This window comes from Mariniblastus fucicola, from assembly GCF_008087665.1.
Taxonomy (GTDB): domain Bacteria; phylum Planctomycetota; class Planctomycetia; order Pirellulales; family Pirellulaceae; genus Mariniblastus; species Mariniblastus fucicola.
The window spans coordinates 1,277,887-1,295,156 of sequence record NZ_CP042912.1 but is presented as its reverse complement, the minus strand read 5'-3'; the positions used below and the strand labels follow the sequence as shown (position 1 = coordinate 1,295,156).

General features: G+C 53.3%; 16 protein-coding genes. 5 read left to right on the top strand and 11 right to left on the bottom strand.

What is annotated here, in order from left to right; translation table 11 throughout:
- Window positions 1-22 precede the first annotated feature (22 nt).
- Window positions 23-1,216 (bottom strand): 2-oxo acid dehydrogenase subunit E2, encoded by a 1,194-nt coding sequence (locus tag MFFC18_RS04675; RefSeq protein WP_075081848.1) that lies wholly within the window; start codon window positions 1,214-1,216, stop codon window positions 23-25.
- Between the two features lie 122 nt (window positions 1,217-1,338).
- The gene (locus MFFC18_RS04670; protein WP_202907472.1) at window positions 1,339-3,291 is read right to left on the bottom strand and encodes an alpha-ketoacid dehydrogenase subunit alpha/beta; all 1,953 of its coding nucleotides are present in this window, start codon (window positions 3,289-3,291) and stop codon (window positions 1,339-1,341) included.
- A gap of 490 nt (window positions 3,292-3,781) precedes the next feature.
- Between MFFC18_RS04670 and MFFC18_RS04665 the strand changes: the two genes are divergently transcribed.
- Window positions 3,782-5,674, top strand: a complete 1,893-nt coding sequence (locus MFFC18_RS04665; RefSeq protein WP_075081850.1) for a M20/M25/M40 family metallo-hydrolase — start codon at window positions 3,782-3,784, stop codon at window positions 5,672-5,674.
- Window positions 5,675-5,828: 154 nt separating this feature from the next.
- On the opposite strand, the gene MFFC18_RS04660 is transcribed toward MFFC18_RS04665, so the two are convergent.
- A complete protein-coding gene (locus MFFC18_RS04660; RefSeq protein WP_075081851.1) occupies window positions 5,829-6,047 on the bottom strand; it encodes a hypothetical protein in 219 nt (72 codons plus the stop codon).
- Between the two features lie 523 nt (window positions 6,048-6,570).
- Between MFFC18_RS04660 and MFFC18_RS04655 the strand changes: the two genes are divergently transcribed.
- A complete protein-coding gene (locus tag MFFC18_RS04655) occupies window positions 6,571-7,356 on the top strand; it encodes a TatD family hydrolase (RefSeq protein ID WP_075081853.1) in 786 nt (261 codons plus the stop codon).
- Window positions 7,353-7,778, top strand: a complete 426-nt coding sequence (locus MFFC18_RS04650) for a hypothetical protein (RefSeq protein WP_075081854.1) — start codon at window positions 7,353-7,355, stop codon at window positions 7,776-7,778. Before MFFC18_RS04655 ends, MFFC18_RS04650 begins: the two co-directional genes overlap by 4 nt.
- 130 nt (window positions 7,779-7,908) lie before the next feature.
- On the opposite strand, the gene crcB is transcribed toward MFFC18_RS04650, so the two are convergent.
- A complete protein-coding gene (gene crcB, locus MFFC18_RS04645; protein ID WP_075081855.1) occupies window positions 7,909-8,301 on the bottom strand; it encodes a fluoride efflux transporter CrcB in 393 nt (130 codons plus the stop codon).
- Window positions 8,302-8,310: 9 nt separating this feature from the next.
- Entirely contained in the window at window positions 8,311-9,087 is a 777-nt protein-coding gene (locus MFFC18_RS04640) for a glucose 1-dehydrogenase (protein ID WP_075081856.1), read from the bottom strand.
- 144 nt (window positions 9,088-9,231) lie between these two features.
- On the opposite strand from MFFC18_RS04640, the gene trxA reads away from it, so the two are divergent.
- A complete protein-coding gene (trxA, locus tag MFFC18_RS04635; protein WP_084416718.1) occupies window positions 9,232-9,708 on the top strand; it encodes a thioredoxin in 477 nt (158 codons plus the stop codon).
- Window positions 9,709-9,860: 152 nt separating this feature from the next.
- Here the strand turns inward: trxA and MFFC18_RS04630 are convergent, their stop codons facing one another.
- Both MFFC18_RS04630 and MFFC18_RS04625 read right to left on the bottom strand, forming a co-directional pair.
- Window positions 9,861-10,532 (bottom strand): DOMON domain-containing protein, encoded by a 672-nt coding sequence (locus MFFC18_RS04630; protein ID WP_084416719.1) that lies wholly within the window; start codon window positions 10,530-10,532, stop codon window positions 9,861-9,863.
- Window positions 10,525-11,853 (bottom strand): 3-keto-disaccharide hydrolase, encoded by a 1,329-nt coding sequence (locus MFFC18_RS04625; RefSeq protein WP_075081987.1) that lies wholly within the window; start codon window positions 11,851-11,853, stop codon window positions 10,525-10,527. Before MFFC18_RS04625 ends, MFFC18_RS04630 begins: the two co-directional genes overlap by 8 nt.
- 192 nt (window positions 11,854-12,045) lie before the next feature.
- On the opposite strand from MFFC18_RS04625, the gene MFFC18_RS04620 reads away from it, so the two are divergent.
- A complete protein-coding gene (locus MFFC18_RS04620; RefSeq protein ID WP_075081857.1) occupies window positions 12,046-13,980 on the top strand; it encodes an ArnT family glycosyltransferase in 1,935 nt (644 codons plus the stop codon).
- Between the two features lie 5 nt (window positions 13,981-13,985).
- Here the strand turns inward: MFFC18_RS04620 and MFFC18_RS04615 are convergent, their stop codons facing one another.
- The 4 genes from MFFC18_RS04615 to rsfS all read right to left on the bottom strand — a co-directional run bounded on the left by MFFC18_RS04615 (window position 13,986) and on the right by rsfS (window position 17,127).
- A complete protein-coding gene (locus MFFC18_RS04615; RefSeq protein ID WP_075081858.1) occupies window positions 13,986-14,777 on the bottom strand; it encodes a hypothetical protein in 792 nt (263 codons plus the stop codon).
- Between the two features lie 145 nt (window positions 14,778-14,922).
- A complete protein-coding gene (locus MFFC18_RS04610; protein WP_148618645.1) occupies window positions 14,923-15,750 on the bottom strand; it encodes a hypothetical protein in 828 nt (275 codons plus the stop codon).
- Between the two features lie 55 nt (window positions 15,751-15,805).
- A complete protein-coding gene (locus MFFC18_RS04605; RefSeq protein ID WP_075081860.1) occupies window positions 15,806-16,255 on the bottom strand; it encodes a hypothetical protein in 450 nt (149 codons plus the stop codon).
- Window positions 16,256-16,638: 383 nt separating this feature from the next.
- On the bottom strand, window positions 16,639-17,127 hold the full coding sequence (gene rsfS / locus MFFC18_RS04600; protein ID WP_075081862.1) for a ribosome silencing factor: 489 nt from the start codon (window positions 17,125-17,127) through the stop codon (window positions 16,639-16,641).
- Window positions 17,128-17,270: the final 143 nt, after the last annotated feature.

Sequence of the window (17,270 nt, the reverse complement as noted above, 5' to 3'; positions counted from 1 at the left end):
CGATTGATCGTTTGGCTTCCGGCTACGTATCAAGCGAGAACTGCTCGATACCTGATTTGATATCGTTCATGAAATTCGCAGCGCCAACGCCGTTGGCAAGTCGATGATCGAAGCACAAAGTCCCCTGAATCATGGGCTCAAACCGAAAAGAGTCACCTTCGGGGACCGGCGCCTGATAGATCTCTCCGAACGCCAAAGTGGCTACGGCGGGGGCAACGATGGCTGGAATCCCGAATCGCATACCAGCCTTTCCAATGTTTGAAACGGTCAATGTCGTTGACGAATCTGCTTGATCGTTCCCATCACGAGCCAGCTCGATTTGGCCGGACAGTGCATCAAAGAATTCCTGCTGAGACATCTTGTCCGCGGCTTTAACCACAGCGGTCACCATTTCGTCGCCCGGAAGCGCCACCGCGACACCCAAATTGACGTCATTGAAGGTTTGCAGTGAACGTTCGTCCGCCGAAAGTGTGCTGCGAAAGCGATCGTGATTCTTCAAAGCAGCCACGACAGCAAAACAGGCCATCGCAAACCCGGTCGCCTTGCCGCCAGCGGCCTTCACCGCCGCACGAGCTTCCAGCACGTTCTTCCATGACATTTCATTGCCGACAGTAACCGGAATGCAGTCTGCGACTCCGCGTTTAAGCCGGTAATTGAGCACGATTTGCGATTTCGGGAGTGGCACGACATCGAAATGCTCCGAGGAAACCGCGGGCGCAGCTGGAGCGTTCTCCAGCCACGCTTCGACATCAGAAACCAGCAGCTTGTCTCCAGCCGCCGGGATCAGCTGAGCCGATTCGAGCAGATTGTTTTCTTTCAGGAACCGTCGCGTCTTTGGCGGGATTCGGATCGCGCCAGATCGAACGGCAGCGCTCGTCGATTGGCTTGAGGATCCGGACGACGCCGGGCTCACATTGGCAGCAGCCGGTTTTTCGTCCGCGGGCCCGTGACCGGCCGGCATTTCCTTGACGCCCTCGGCGACTTCCATTTTTGCAATTTCGGTTCCGATCGACAAAACGGTTCCCGATTCGACCAGCCATTCAACCAGTTTCCCATCGTAGGGCGATTCGACGTCCGTCGTGGCTTTGTCGGTTTCCATCGTGTAAATCGGTTCGTCACGACGGATCTCGTCGCCAGGCTGTTTGAGCAGATCGACCAGCAGAGCTTCCTGCAAGCCTTCACCAAGTTGTGGGATTCGGACCGAAATTACTGGCACAGTTGCCTCCGTAAGCTGATTTCTGAAAGTGCAAACGTCTGAAAAGCTGGGACGTCGAGGTTCCCGCAGACAGGTAGAACGCAAACGATTTTTAACAGGAGCCTCAACCTCCCGGCCTGCATCTATTCACGCAGCGTGAGATCGATCGCGGCCACCACGTCGTCCACATCTGGCAATGCTGCGTACTCGTAGATCGGATTGTAGCCGATATGGATGTCAGGCTTTGAAACCAACTGCGGCGGGCTGACGAAATGATAGAAGCCCTCTTCGTCGGCCAATAAATCCGTAATGATCATTTGTCCGACACTACACGAACGGCCGTCTTCCTGAATCACCACCAGGCGACCCGTTTTCTCCACGGACTCAAGAATCGTGTCGCGATCCCAGGGCTGGATGCTGCGCAAGTCGATGATCTCGCAACTGCACTCTTCGTCCATACGTTTGGCGGCCTCGAAAGCCTGCTCAATACAGTTGCCCCAGGTGACGATCGTTACGTCTTCACCTTCCTGCCGAACACGTGCCGAACCGAACGGAACCGCGACGACTTCTTCGACTTTCATTTGCTGCCGGAACAGATGTTTTGGCACCAGAAACATTGTTGGATCGTCCGCGTGCATGGCCGTCCACATCAGCCCGGCCGCGTCTTCTGGAGTTCCCGGCACGACGACCCGAATCCCTGGCAAGTGAGCAAAAATGGACTCGTTCGCTTGCGAGTGCCACAGCGATCCGCCTGGCAAGTAGGCACCGTAAGGAGCATACATGACCATCGGACATTTCCACTCACCTCCCGTTCGCCAGCGCAGCGTCCCAAGGTTCTGGCCGATCTGGTTCATCGCCGGCCCGGAAAAGTCAATAAACTGAATCTCAAACACCGGTCGCATGCCGTAGCTGGCCATTCCGATCCCGACGCCTGCAATTGTGGCTTCGGCCAGCGGCGAATTAAACGCCCGCGTCGGATAGTCGTGCGAGAGGTCGTTGGTCATCCCGAACACGCCGCCCTTGGGAGCTTCGATGTCTTCGCCAAAAAAGATCGTTTGATCGTTGCTGGCGAGCCGCTGTTTGAAAATGTGATTGATCGCGTCAACCATCCGCCACGTTTTGTTGCCTTCGAGCGGCGGAACGACGGCCTGAGGCTCTTCTGCCGCAAACAGGTCGTCAAACAGTTCGGCTTCCGTCGGATCAGGTTCGTTTTCAGCCGCGATGTACTCCTGATCGACTTGCTGATTGATTTCTTCGCGAATCGAGTCCCATTCTTCCTGAGTCAGCTTTGCCGACTCGATCAACTCGCGAGAGTAGATGTCGATCGGGTCGCGGTCGAACATCTCTTCGATCTCGTCCTTGGGACGATAGACTCGGTGGTCGTCGCTACTGGTGTGCGAACAAAGCCGGTCGATCTCGCAAACAACGACCGATGGCCCGTTTCCACTGCGAGCCTGTTCAAGTATCGGGACCATGAACTCGTGCAAGTGATCGGGATGGCGGGCATCGACGTGCTTCACGAGATTGTCATTGAAAATCCCCAGCTTGAACGGGTTAAATTTCTCGGTATTGGTGCTGATTCCGTAGTTATTGTCTTCGACGATGAACACGATTGGCAAATTCCGCTCGACCGCAAAACTGACGGCTTCGTAGAATTCACCTTGCCGGGACGCAGCATCCCCCACGGTCGCCACGACGAGGTTTGGCTTTCCTTCCAGCTGCATCGCCCACGCAACACCGCAACCGGGAAGTGCATTGGCTCCGGTCGGCGTCGGAACGCTCCATACGTTTTTGGATCGGTCCGAGTAATGGCCGGGCATCTGGCGGCCTTTGCTCGACGAACCTGCTTTCGCGAAGTAGGCCGTTGCCAGTTGCGCGTTGGTTATGCCGCGAGCAAGCACCATGGCGCGGTCGCGATAGTAGGGAAACAGATAGTCGCCTTCTTTCATGGCTTTGGCGACCACGGCCAGCGTTTCATGGCCCATGCCGGCAACTTGAAACCAGCCTTTGCTTTGCCGGTGGAGCACACCTTCGCGACGGTCTCCCTCGCGACTGAGGTACATCAGTTTCAGCATCTCAACTGGGTCGTACGCCACGTTTTGATTCCTTTCCAGATCGCGGTTTTCGGTTGAAGCAGGTGCCATTTCTGCGTTCGAATTACTCATGAGTCTTGAGTTCACCCATTTATACAAGAAAAACCGGGATGCAGAGCCAACCCACCGATGACCCGTCCCCGCCGAACTTCAAACGATATCCGAAAACGGCCAAAACGGCAACCTTGAGGAACTTAACGCACCACTAAACCCTCTTTTAGGACGGGAAACCAAAATAGCGGAAATCCGAGTCAATGTTGTCGCAGCGTGTCCCTCATAAGCTCAAGTGGTTTGGTGAATCGCAAATCTGGTCTTTCGCAAACGATGGATGTTGCGTCCACGTCCTCTGTAGATTGCTCCCGCATTGCAACAAGTTGGCGAATTGTTGCGGCGAAAATCCGACAGTTTTGTGGTAACTTGAAACTTCATAAAGCCTCGGGTGTTTGATATTGAGGCCAATGATTTTATGAGTTCACCCCAAAAGGAATACCTGATGTTTCATCCGAAACGTTCCCTTCTTTCTGACCTGTTCGCATGCGGCGGACTTGTGGTTGCCGCAACCTGTTTTGGAAACGCTGCTGTCGCACAGGCCGTTGCGGATGCTCCGCAGAAAGCCCAAGTTCAACAGTCGGGAAATTCGCTTAGCCGAGTCACCTACGATATCGAATATCTGGCATCTGATGAGCTTGGCGGACGCAAGCCTGGCACGCCGGAAATGAAACTTTCCGAAGATCACATCATCAAGGCCTACCGCGAAGCAGGGCTGGTCGATCCGACGGACACAGGAAAGTACTTTCAAACTTTCGAAGTCGGCAGCAAGAAATTTGTTGCCGAAGGTTCGGCTTCGTTGACACTGACAGGCCCCAATGGCGAGGAGATCACGCTGGAACCAAGCGAACAGTATTCTTTGCTGCTGGGTCGAAATGACTTCGATGTCAACGCCGGCCTGGCGTTCGTTGGCTATGGAGTCAGCGCCGAAAGCGAACTAAATTTCGACGAGTACGCGGACATGGACGTCAAAGGAAAAGTCGTCGTCATGATCCGCCGCGAGCCTCAACAGAAACTTGCCGAAAGCGTGTTCGATGGACAGGAGTTGTCTGATTGGGCGTACATTGCAACGAAAGCACGTGCCGCCAGAAAAGCCGGCGCCAAAGCAATCTTGCTGGTCAACGACGGCGTAACGGTTGAGGAAGAAGGCGACACTTTGATTCCTTCGGACAGATTCGGCCAGGACAATGGTTCGGTTCCGTTCATGCACATCAAACGTGCGGACTTTGATGAGATGCTAACCCAGACTCCGATCCTGACGGCATCTGGCAAGAAGCTGAATACGATCGCGGAAGTCGAAGCTCAACTCGACAAAGAGCTTGAGCCTCTCTCCCAGACCATGAAGGGCTGGAAAGTCGCGACGAAGGGCAAGTTCAAGACTGGTGGAATCGAAACGTCAAATATTATCGGCGTCATCGAAGGCGAAGGCCCGAACGCTCACGAAACGATCGTCGTTGGAGCTCACTACGATCACCTTGGCGATGGTGCCTACGGATCGCGCGCTCGCGGAAACCAGCGTGGCTTGATTCACAATGGCGCCGACGACAACGCGACCGGAACGGCTGCCGTGATGGAGCTTGCGAGGCGTTTTGCGGCTCGTGACAAAAAACCCGGTCGACGAATCGTGTTCATTTGCTTCACCGCCGAAGAGATGGGTTTGCTTGGTGCCCGTCACTACGTTGAAAATCCAACGTTCCCGCTCGAGGACACCGTGGCGATGATCAACTTCGACATGATCGGTTGGTTGCGTGACGATGAATTGACGCTGTACGGCTGGAATACTTCGGCACAGTTCGACAAACTTTTCGAAGCCGCGAACACGGACTTCAACCTGACGCTGAAGAAACCGGAAGCTGGTTTTGGGGGTAGCGATCACCTTCCGTTCAACGACAAGAAGATCCCCAACACATTTATCCACACTGGTTTGACGGACACGTATCACACACCGGACGATGATTTCGCGACGATCGATTGCGAAGGTGCCGTGAAAGTGATCGACTACACCGAAGCGTTCATGGACCAACTTTGTAATACACCGAAGCGTCCGTCGTATTCCTATACGGGCCCGTTTCGCTTGGGCATCAATGTTGCGACCAACGAAGATGAACAACTCTCGATCACAACAGTCGCAACCAAGTCAATCGCACAGCTTGCTGGACTTAAAGCCGACGATGTGATTTTAAAGTGGGGCGACGAAGAGCTGAAAAACCGTCGTGACCTTCGCCGCGTCATCCGTCGCGATAAAGGCTCGACCGTGACGGTGAAAGTGCGACGCGGAGACGAGGAAGTCATGATCAATGTGAAACTGGTTCGTCCTGGCGAAGAAGACGAAGCCTAGAAATTCGTTCTGCATCAGACGGTTCGAAACGATCCTCCAGCCCCGAACGTTCGGGGCTTTTTTGTGCGCGGGTCGAAAGGTGCTGGATGCCAAGGCGCGAGGAAACACGACGATGGAGATCGCTTTGCCAAGAATGCCAAAGCGTTAGACCAAATCAATTATCGCCAATCTCGTTCGGATCGACTGTAGGCGGAGCCTCCGGATCAGGGTTCGACTCGATCACCATTGGCGGAGCCTCGGGGTCGACCGTTTTTGGTTTCGTCTGGGCTGCTTCACGATAGACGTGCTTGTTATCGTTGTGGCTGGCCACCGTTTGGACCGGAACGACGACATCGGGATAGCATCGGATCAACGGCTCAACCTGCGCCGTCATGCCGGACTAGAGTGCCACGTCTTCGGGAGCCTTGTCGATGGTGATGATCTATTGAACTCTGGAACAGGCATTTCGATTTCTGTCGAATCAAGAAACGGATCGGGTTCGCCTTTTTCACTCGCTTGCTCGTTCTGGCGAGATCGGTTTTCAAACGGCGCACGGTGCTCTCAATCCGGGTTGCAAGCTTGATCTCGAATCCCAGTTCCACCTGTTCCACCTGCTGGTCTTTGTCAGCAGCTACTCCAGAAGTATTGGCTTTGATCCGATCTTTCCACTGCAACAATTGCTCCAAAACCCAAGGCTGCGGTACCACCGCGTCACCAAGGCAGCGAGCAAACAAGGAACCAGTAAGATTTGTGTCGTTGAGTCATCGACGATTCGCTATGGGGCAGCACATCACGGGATTCCGGGGCTACACTGTTCTTAATCGTTCGACATTCGCTATGATGAAGTTTCTCAAACTGTTCGGTTTCTACCGACATAAACGAATCCCTGCCCGCAAACCTTGCCTCCCTTTTTCTTGATGCCACTTTTCGACACGCATGCACACCTTGATAGCGAGCAAATCCATCCGCACCTCGATGAAATCCTCAAAAAAGTGGACGAAGAGGCGATGCGGATCACGGCGATTGGAACCGATCCTAAGTCGAGCCATCGCTGCCTGGAGCTGGCCAAGTCTCACGACAACATTTTCGCAGCGGCCGGACTGCACCCGAACTACTGTGCGAAGTTCGAGGATTCACATTGGCAAGCGATTCTGGAAATCGTTGACCATCCGAAAGTTGTGGCGATCGGTGAAACAGGATTGGACAAGTATTGGGACGACTGTCCTTTCGATGTGCAACAGAAGTGGTTTGAACGTCACGTCGATCTGAGCTTCAGGAAAAACAAACCGCTCGTGATCCACACTCGTGAGTGCGAAATCGAGATGATCGAGACGCTGGAACGACTGGCTCGTGACAACCGAATCATCGGCATCATGCATTCTTTCGTGGGATCTGAAGATACGGCAAAACGATGTTTGGATTTGGGCATGTACATTAGCTTTGCCGGCATGGTGACTTTCAAGAAGTCCGCGGCGTTGCGCGAAGTCGCCAAAACAATTCCTGACGACCGAATTTTGATCGAGACCGACAGTCCATATCTCTCGCCGCATCCATTGCGAAGCAAGCGTCCGAATGTGCCGATGTACGTTGAGCATACTGCCAACTGCCTGGCTGAAGTCCGTGGCGTTTCGGTGGAAGAACTTGTTACGCAGACCTTTGCGAACGCAAACCGTGTTTTCAATTTGGAGGACACGCAGAAGTGATTCGATCTCAATTCACTGCCATCGTATTCGCAACGCTCATTTTGCTGGCGGGAGGCTGCGATGTTGATTGGCCGCAGGAAACGTCAACTTGTGGCGTCGTGGGGCACGTCACGCTTGACGGACAAGCCATCTCAAATGTGAAAGTGGTTTTTGTGCCGCAGCAGTTTGGCCCGGAGTCCGATCGCAAGAAGATAGCATCTGGCGTCACGAACGACCGTGGCGAGTTTGTCCTCAAAGTCGATGCTCGGAAACCAAAGCAAATTAAACACGGGCGCTATCGTGTGGTGCTATCCAAACTTGCGGATGGAAAAGAAATACTTCACGAGCGGTACAACTCCAAATCAGTTTTGATGGTGGAAGTCGATTCGCAAGAGGCGATCCAACGTCCAAATCTGGAACTGCAAAATTCGGAATGGGACTGATAGGGCGTCAAACGCTGATTCAGTGGCCGGCGATGACGCGAGCATGGTTGCTCAGACGTGAACTATCGCACCGTTGCGAAAAGTTTTTTGTCGCCCAGAAGATCCCGGTTCAGAGGCTCTTCAATCAACGTTAGCCGCCCAGTTTGAACCGTTTTCCAAGCCACATTCCGGCGATGACGGCCGCCAAACCGATGCCGACGTTGAGCAAGATGTTTCCGATCGCAAGACCGTGGTTTTGATCGTTTGAATGGCCGACCGTTTCAGCCCCGAAAGTTGAGAACGTCGTCAACGCCCCCAAAAAACCGACTCCGAACAGCAGCTTCAGGTTCCGGTTTTGCTCGCCATGGCCGCTTCCGATCAACATTCCGATCAAAAAACAGCCAACGACATTCGCGATCAACGTTCCGACAGGAAACGAGGTGTCCCAGAAATGCTTGCTGGCAGCGGCGATTCCGTAGCGACAGATTGCACCGACAAACCCGCCGGCGCCAATCAAAAAGCAATCAAAAAGAACAGTCTTCATACGGCTCCACTAAATCGTCATTGCCGCGTAACCACCGTCGACCACCATCTCAACACCGGTAACGAACGACCCCGCATCGCTCGCCAGCAACAACGTGGCTCCGACCAGTTCATTGGCCTCACCAAAACGGTTCATTGGCGTATGTCCCATGATTTGCTCAACGCGTTCCGGCGTGAGTACTTTTTTGTTCTGCTCTGCCGGGAAGAAGCCTGGAACCAGCGTGTTGACGCGAATCTTTTTCGTCGCCCATTCACGAGCAAGGTTTTTGGTTAGATTGTGTACGGCTGCTTTGGTCGCCGAATACGTGAAGACGCGTGAGAGCGGAATCACGCCAGACATCGAACCGACGTTGATGATTGAGCCACCGTTTTCCTGAGTCAGCATTTGTTTGGCGAAAGTCTGGCACGCCAAAAAGACGCCTTTCATGTTGACCTCAAAAATTCGATCCCATTCCGATTCTTCGATTTCAAGAAATGGAGTTGCGCTGTTCATACCGGCTCCATTGACCAGAATGTCGACGCTGCCGTGAGCTTCGACGACTCGTTTTAAAAGCGATTCGATGTCGTCTTTGGAATCAACCTGACAGGGCTCGAAACTGGCAGTCCCGCCCGCGTCTGAAATCCGTTTCATACGAGCTTCGGCTTTCTCCGCGGATCGTCCGACCAGCACAACGTTAGCGCCGGCAGCAGCAAGTCCTTCAGCCATGGCTCCGCATAGCTCACCTGTCCCGCCGATGACGACCGCATTTTTTCCTGACAGAGAAAACAAATTTTCGATGTAGCTCATTGCAATTTTCGTGTATTTTAAAATTCAGTTCCGTAATCTTCCCGGAATTAAAACCCGATATTTGATCTGATGGAAGTAGGCGTTATCCTTCATGCAGCCTGCTGATTGATTGTCGCTACAGGTTTTTTCAGTTTTGGAGTTCCCATGAATCGTTCGATTATCGCCATTGCCATTTTGATCCCGTTGGCCACAGTCCTGTTTGTGACGCTAAACAACAGAGCGGACAATGATGATTCACCTGCGAGCGAAGACTCAAACGCGGCGACGGCGACCGAAACTGCGGAGAAGCATTTTTCTGCAGAGATCACGACTGATAATTTTGCAGAGATGGTCAAAAGTTCTGACCAGCCGGTGGTTCTGGATTTCTGGGCACCGTGGTGTGGACCGTGCATGATGCTGGGCCCGTACATCGAGGAAATTGCCGAGGAGTACGAAGGAGTCGCGGTCGTCGGAAAGATCAACGTTGACGATCACCCTGAATTGGCCAGAGAGTACAAAGCCAATTCAATTCCGTTGGTGTTGGTACTCAAAGACGGTGAAGTCGTTGAACGTTACGTTGGGTTCGACAAAAAAATGCCTGACGAAATTCGTGGCAAAATTGACGAACTCGTTTCACCCTAACGAAACGTTTCGATGTTCGCCGCGTGCCAACTAGCGCGGCGAAGATCGAGCAGACGTGGGAAGATCGCGGGCTTCCAAACCAGAGAATGGTTTCCCCAGCCGAAAGCGATGCTGTCGCTGTCACCCGCGAACATATCGACATGCGACTGGGCTCAGTCCATCAGCTGGATTGTGTGCCAGAGACTTGGATCCTCTTCGATCGGCATGTCGGGCCCCAGAGCCAAGGTCTGATAGCCAAGCTCGCTATCGTTGACCATAAAGTTGAACCCGATGTTCCGATGCTCACTCGGATCCCAACCGTTTAGCGATGCCGCGGGAATCATTGCGCTCAGCTTGTATCCCGTTTTTGAAACTTCGCTTTCGATCGCAACCTTGGCGCGATTGAACGCCGGCGACGACTCACGGGCGCGGTTGATCTTCACCGGCGTCGCAACAGGCTTTTGCTTCTTCGCTCCGGCACCGGCTGGCATCATTACGAACCAGTGACAAAACCGGGTCGCGCGGTGCACGTCGTGAGTGTCACGGGTGTCAAGCCAAACGTAAAGACTGTCACTATCCATGATCGCCGTCTCACGGCATTCCAGCGGAAGCTCGCGGCCTTTCACGATCAACGTCACGTAAACGCCCAACTCTGACCAGCCCAATCGCATGTCCGCGAATTGGAACTGGTCATCGAATTCGCCAAAATGTGGCAACCGATAGCTCTCATCAAGCTCAATCGGCTTCGGAGTTTTCGACTTGGATTTCGAGACAACTTTGAGGCACGGAACCCTGTAACGAAACAGAAGGTTGTTGGGAATTTGCTCTCGAATCGCTTTATTCATCAGTCGCTTGGGTGCTCAGGTCCTTGATTGAAACGTTGCGAAATTCTACCGGATCGTTGTGGCCAGCAAACCCGAAGTGCCCTGAAGTTCGATCTTTTCCCGGATGTGGCCGGTCGGCAAGAAAGCTGTCAATCTTGCTGAGATCCGTGTTGAGGATCAAATTGCCGTTAAGCTCCACCTTGATCGTCGATCCAACCACCGTGACCTGCTGGAAATTCCACTCCCCAACCGGTCGAAGGTATCCGCGAGCAGCAGCCGCCATTCCATAAGCCGAACCGTGATACTGTCGCTGATCGAGGTTCGCGTATTGGGCCGCCGTGTTGTCGAGAACCTGAAGTTCGCACATCCCGACGTAGGCCGTATCGCCGTTTCCAGGGTAGCGAATCGCCAGCCCGTTGTTTCCGCCCGGCGGAAGTTTGAACTCAAATCGAACCGCGAAATCAGAGTATTCCTTTTCCGTGTAGATCGTGCCGCCAGATTTTGGCTTGCAACGCAGGACGCCATCGTTGATTTCGTAATTGTCCGTCGGTCCGGCCCAACCTTTGAAATCCGTGCCGTTGAAAACAGACTGGAACTTTTCAGCCTGTTTTGTCGCGAGAATTTCATTGGCTTCCTGAGCTTCAATGTCGCGGACGAAAATGTTTCGCCAGTACATTTTTCCACCATGAGTCTGCAACTGAATTGGTCCCGAGGCGATGATTGGAAGTTGCCGAGCCCAATAGTTGTCCATGATCTGATGATCGACGACTTTCTTTTCGTTTAGCCAAATAGAAGTCCTTGCTCCGACTTGTTGAATTCGCATCGTGTTCCACTCGCCGACGGGCTTGTCAGCATGGACTGTCGGGAACCTTGCCGGAGATCCTTTCCCGTTGTTCCAAAGTCCGCCAGATCCTTTTTCGGATCCGTGTTTGAAAGACGGTTCATGCGTGGTGTCCCAGACCTGAACCTGAGGCGTTGCCTTCAGATAGACGCCACTGTCGCCACCGGCTTCAAGCTTGAAATCGATCAGCAATTCATAGTCGCGAAAATTTCGTTTTGTCGTGAGATAAGGCCCGTTGCCATCATTGATAATGACACCGTCTTCGACACGCCAAAACTCATCTGTTTTCGATTCCAGTTCAGCGATCCTGGCCTGTTGACCTTCCGGGGAAAGCTCCGCGAACTTTCGCGGATCGGCCGTTGGCATCGCGTACCATCCATCAAGATCGTTGCCGTTGAACACGGACTCGAATCCTTCGGGAACGCTGGTTTGTCCCGAAACCGAGTTTAGGCAGCACAGCGACGTCAGCAGGACAGCAAAGATCAAAGATCGCGTTTTCATATTTATCCCCAGAACCGCGTTCGGTTCAGCATTTTGAATTTGAGCTTGGTAGACCGCGGTCGACATACAGGTCGCTTTTGCGGTCCAGTTTTGATTCGCTGTTCAGCATAGCCAGGCAATTGCCGCAGTGGGAGTCCCGGAAGCGGACAAGTTGACCTTGGGGTCGAGTTGGCGATTTTGCTAAACTTTGCCATGAATCAAAATTCCTGCAAAACTTTCTCGATCGCCCGACCTGGAATTGCGATCCCGATCGTCATTCTGGTTTCGGGAATCGTTTTCTTTTGGGCGCTTGGAGAAGCCGCCTATTGGGATCGCGACGAGCCAAGGAACGCTGGTTGTGCGGCGGAAATGATGGCTCGTGGCGACTGGATCGTGCCGACCTTTAATGACGAACTACGGCAGCAAAAGCCCGCGTTGCTTTATTGGCTGATGGGATTGGCGTATTCGATCTTCGGCGTCAACGAATTCGCAGGCCGCTTTTTTTCCGCACTCCTGGGCGTCGGAACGGTGATCGGAACCTGGGGAATCACCCGTTCGTTCTTCGATCGCGCGACGGCGTTGTTGGCCAGCCTGATGCTGGCCAGCAGTTTGATGTTCTGTGTTGCCGCGCGAGCAGCGACTCCGGATTCCGTGCTGATTTTTTGCGTGACAATGGCGTTGTGGTTCTTTGCCAGCGGGTTCGCGAGACGAACCGGAGAAGGCGACGATTCAACGGATGCAGAAACTTCAGCAGCAGGGCAGGGCAATCCGTTTTCCAATCGAACCATTTTTTTCGGCATCTACATTTTCCTCGGGCTGGCGATGCTGGCGAAAGGACCCGTTGGATTCGTGCTGCCAATGGCGGTGATGGGCTGGTTTCTGCTGCAACGCGATTGGCTGAGGAACGACCAATTCGCCGACGACCACAATACTGATCGGGGATGGTCCAGCATCGCTGTCGCGGTGGTTGCTCCGTTTCATCGGGCTCGTTTTTGGCGAACGTTGCTGTCGATGAGAGTTCTCTCCGGGACGTTGGTCGCGCTATTGGTTGCCGCGCCATGGTTTGTCGCGGTTGGCATCGCGACCGATGGTGAGTTCCTCCGCCGATTCTTTCTGGACGAAAACTTTGGCCGAGCGACGAAGGTTCTCGAAAGTCACAGCGGCGGACTTTGGTTTTATCCACTGGCAATTCTGGTCGGCTTTTTTCCATGGTCTGTTTTTTGGGGACCTGTTGCAGCAGACCTGACGCTGAGAACTTTCAAGCCTGATTCGGGGCGAGCGAAACCCGGACTGGATGCGGGTTCGCGATTCGCGATCTGCTGGATCGTCATTCAAGTCGTCGCTTTCTCGTTCGTCAGGACAAAGCTTCCAAGCTACGTTACGCCGTGCTACCCAGCGTTGGCGATGCTGACGGCTCACGCGATGATGCGGCTGGTTCGCTCGCACAGCAAGTCACCGACCTGGCTTTGGAGTCTGGCGAACGGCGCGATGCTGCTAACTGGCGTCGGAATCGTGATCGGACTGTGGATCGCGTCCAGCGAATATGCTCCCATTCCTGGCTGGCTTGCCGTTGTTGGGGCTGGGCCGATCCTGCTGGGAATCGTCGGTTGGGTGCTGACGCGATCCCAAGCGACGGAAACACGATTCCATCTCGCCATCGGCGCGGCGGTCGTCGCAGGCATGTTCTGCGTTGGTTTGTTGGGCGCCGGAGCAGCGTCCGTCGGCCAGCAGAATCGCATGGCGTTGGCGGACCTGATTCGGCAGCAACCTCCCGCTGCGGTCGCAACTTACGGCTGTCTGGAATCGAGCTGGGTTTACTACAGCGGAACTCGAATCATCGAATTGCGCACCGATGGGCAGGAAGAAACCGATGCTGACCAGAAACTCGCGGGCCGAAAGTTCTGGCAGCGAAAGCCATGGCTGAGCCCCCGACAGTTTGCAGGTTCGAGCGAGTCAGGTTTGATCATTACGACCGATGAGAAGTGGCCGGAGCTTAAAAAAAGGCTGCCTGAAGACTGGAAAGTCATTCAGACAGCCGATTGGTTTCTCAAGGATCGCAAACTGTTGCTGATCGGAGCCCGAGATTCGCTGGCATCAATCCCAAAAGGGGCGGAGCAGGTGCCAGCGAAACAACGAGCGTTGCGATAGTTGAACTAGTTGCGGAGTGCACCTGGAGCCAGTGAGTTTCCGGTGTTCAAGATCCAGCGAACGCCGAAGTCCGTGTTGTCCTGGCGGAACTTGGCTCCCGAAGTCGAAGTGATCGACTGGATAAACTCAGGGTCGATGTCGGCCTTGCCCCAATCGGTCGTCAACTCGACAGCCGTGATGTCTGGAATGCCCGTGACCGAGTCGCCATTGTTCATAATGACAACGGCTTTGTCGTCGGATGAAGTGTGGAACTTGATGCCTGCGATTTCGCTCATCGGAACAGTGACTTCGCCGAACGCAGTCTTCAGTTTGAACTCAGTCAAGCCTTCGACTTTTCCAGCCATCCGCTTGGTGTCGCTAAGTCGCACGAAAACGGCTCCTTCGACAACGCCGCTGATGATTGGATCAGACGCCGGAGGAGCATCGTACTTGAGCACGACTTCTGTGACTGGACGTTGCGTGATTTCGAATACGACGGGCTGGCCTTTGATCTTGGCAAGCAGATTGCTGTCGACGATCACATCGACTTTGCCATTGCTGTAGGTCATATCGACATTCAACTCGACAGGAGCGTTGCCCTTGGTAGCTTCGTAGCTGACGATGATGTTTTCAATTGAGTTTTGCTTTTCAGCTTTGACTGGAGAAGTCAAAAGCCGGCCCTGAACCATTGCGTCAAGGTTGCTGGTGGACAGAACCAAAGGGTAAGAACTGTTGTCCTGGGCGGACACGGCCGAAGCCAATCCCAGCACGATCAAAATGGCTGATGAGACAACGGAAGTGAGTTTCGCGGATTTCATTTTTGCTCCAAAATTATGTTTAAGCGGCTGGACTATGATTTTCCAGCAATCGTAAATTGCAATTGAAAATAGTTGATTTAGGTTGGATTTCGCGAACGAGTTCACCCCGAAGAATGAGACGTCCGTACGCCATGCCATGCCATGGCTATTTGTTTGATTGCCTGACCAGCAACGCTGCCACGTCCGACATATCTATCGTTTCGCTACCCCATCGGTTAATCAGTTCGATTTGGCCTCCATCGATGGTACCTGAAATCAGGTCGCCATTGGCCATTTCGATATTCAGTTCTCCATTGTCGCGGACGAAAATCTTGCTGGTTCGAGCAAACGAGACCGTGATTCGACCGAGCGTCGAATCCATCTTGAGCGACTTCATTCCTTTGATCCGCCCGGTGATTCCTTTGCCAGATTTTAGCTTCACGGTTAGCAACGGACTGTCCGCATCTGCATCGCCGATTTTTCGATCTGTCAGACTGGAAGTTTTCCCAACGTAATTCAGCACGACGGAAGTGAATCCCGTTTCGTAAACCTTCAGCTCAACCGGTTGGTAATCGATTCGCTCAACGACAGAATCGTCCACGTTAAGAACGAGTCGATGCCCCGCCAGTTTCGCATCTGCAAAGTCAGACGCGTGTTTGTCTTTAAAATAAAACGGTCGTTTGATAATCACCGACTCAACACTATTGATCAGCGGTGTGGGCACTTCGATTTCTACACGTCCGTCGCGCAGCAATGTCTTGAGACTGGCGTCGTCGAGAGTCATCACGGCCGAAAACCCGGAAGCCCTTCCGACGATTTCCTCGCCGTTCTCATTGAGCATCCCTGGCTCGATTCTGGATCGCACCACCGTCGCTCGATCGGCGTTGGCAAGAATCGTCGTCTGAGCGAATCCGGCATCAACGCAGAACGCGAACCATGCCACGAAAACCGACGCCGCGATTTGAATCCGCCCGAACATCTGACATTCCATCATCATCGTTCCTTGCAAAAAAAGGCCAGTCGCCCCGACTGGCCTCAATCAATCGATACTATTTTCGAACCGGGGCTTTCGTGAATCGCCACACGGCTTTTCCGGTCGACGTGTCCGAATAGAACTTTGAGTTCTTTGAGTTAGTGATCGTTTCAACTTTCTCAGTATTAATGTGAGCGGTGCCCCACTCAGTTTTCAGCTTGACGATATCAAGCACGACTTTGCCTGTAACAAGGTCGCCATTTTTGAAAGCGATGACTGCGTTGTCTTTGGCGTCGGCATGCATTTTGATTCCATCGACTTTGGTCATTGGAATCGAAACCGAACCGAATTCAGTTTCAACCTTGAGAGCTTCAAGGTCCAAAATGACTCCATCCAAATCGTTGTTACGAGCCACTGAGATGTAAACTTTTCCATTGACCGGGGCGGCCAGTTCCTGAGCGTGGGCTGAGGCAAGAAATGTTGGGACTGCCAGGACGGCAACAAAAAGAAGACTCAAGTGACGCATTATTTTTCTCCGGTTAATCGCAATAACGATGCAAACAAAACAGACCTTTGCAACGAGACTGCGAAGCGAACTGTTTGGACTTTCCAGCCCCAAATATAGTCAGCAAAGCCACGGCATTGCATCCAAAACCGGAAAATTGCCCCGAACCAGGCGGGCGGCTTACGCAGTCTTCCTAACCCGAACAATCGATATGCTTTTACCAGCTCAACAGCGAAACGAAAAAGCTGATCGCCCTCTTGAAATGTCGGCGTCAGAGTAGCGCGAATCGCAATTTCGGCCAAACGTTAGGACGATCGGAAAGAGTGTCACGACAGGCGTGATTCGGGCACCGGACTCATGGCCAGTTGCTCAGCCCGGACCCGGCCAGCGATGGCAGCAGATGGCTACCGGACGTTTTTCAAGGCGTCAGTCAGATCGACTTTTTTCGCGTCGGCCCAGAGAGATTCCAACGCGTAGTTTTCGCGGGCTTCTTCTTCGAACAGGTGAATCACGACGGTGCCATAGTCCAACACGATCCAGCGGCTTTCGGCATAACCGTCAATATTCATTCGCTTGTCGTTCATTTCGTCTTCAAGACAATGATCGATTTCTTCGCTCATCGCGTGAAGCTGCCGGCGACTACTTCCGGTTGCGATCACGAAGTAGTCAAAGATCGCGGTATGCGGAGACATGTCGAGGACGATCAGATCGGTTCCCCCGTTTTCCGCAGCAGTCCTTGCCGCCGCGAGGGCGAGCTCAAGACTTCGTTTCGGATTTACTCGGTTGACGGCTGCGCCAGAAGCGTGGTGTTCGACGGAGGGACGGGCGTCTGTTTTGGGCTCAGACTCTGATTGCGGACTTTCTGTCACACACGATTCCTGTTTGGCGTTCATTGGTTTTCAACTGAGTGAACATGCGAGGCTTGATCACTTGGCAGACAAATTTAAGTGGTATGGGTTCGCTCGCGTCGTTCGGTTGAGACAAGCAAAGCAGGTTAAACGATCGCTTGAACAATCGATTTATAAAGCAGCGACAT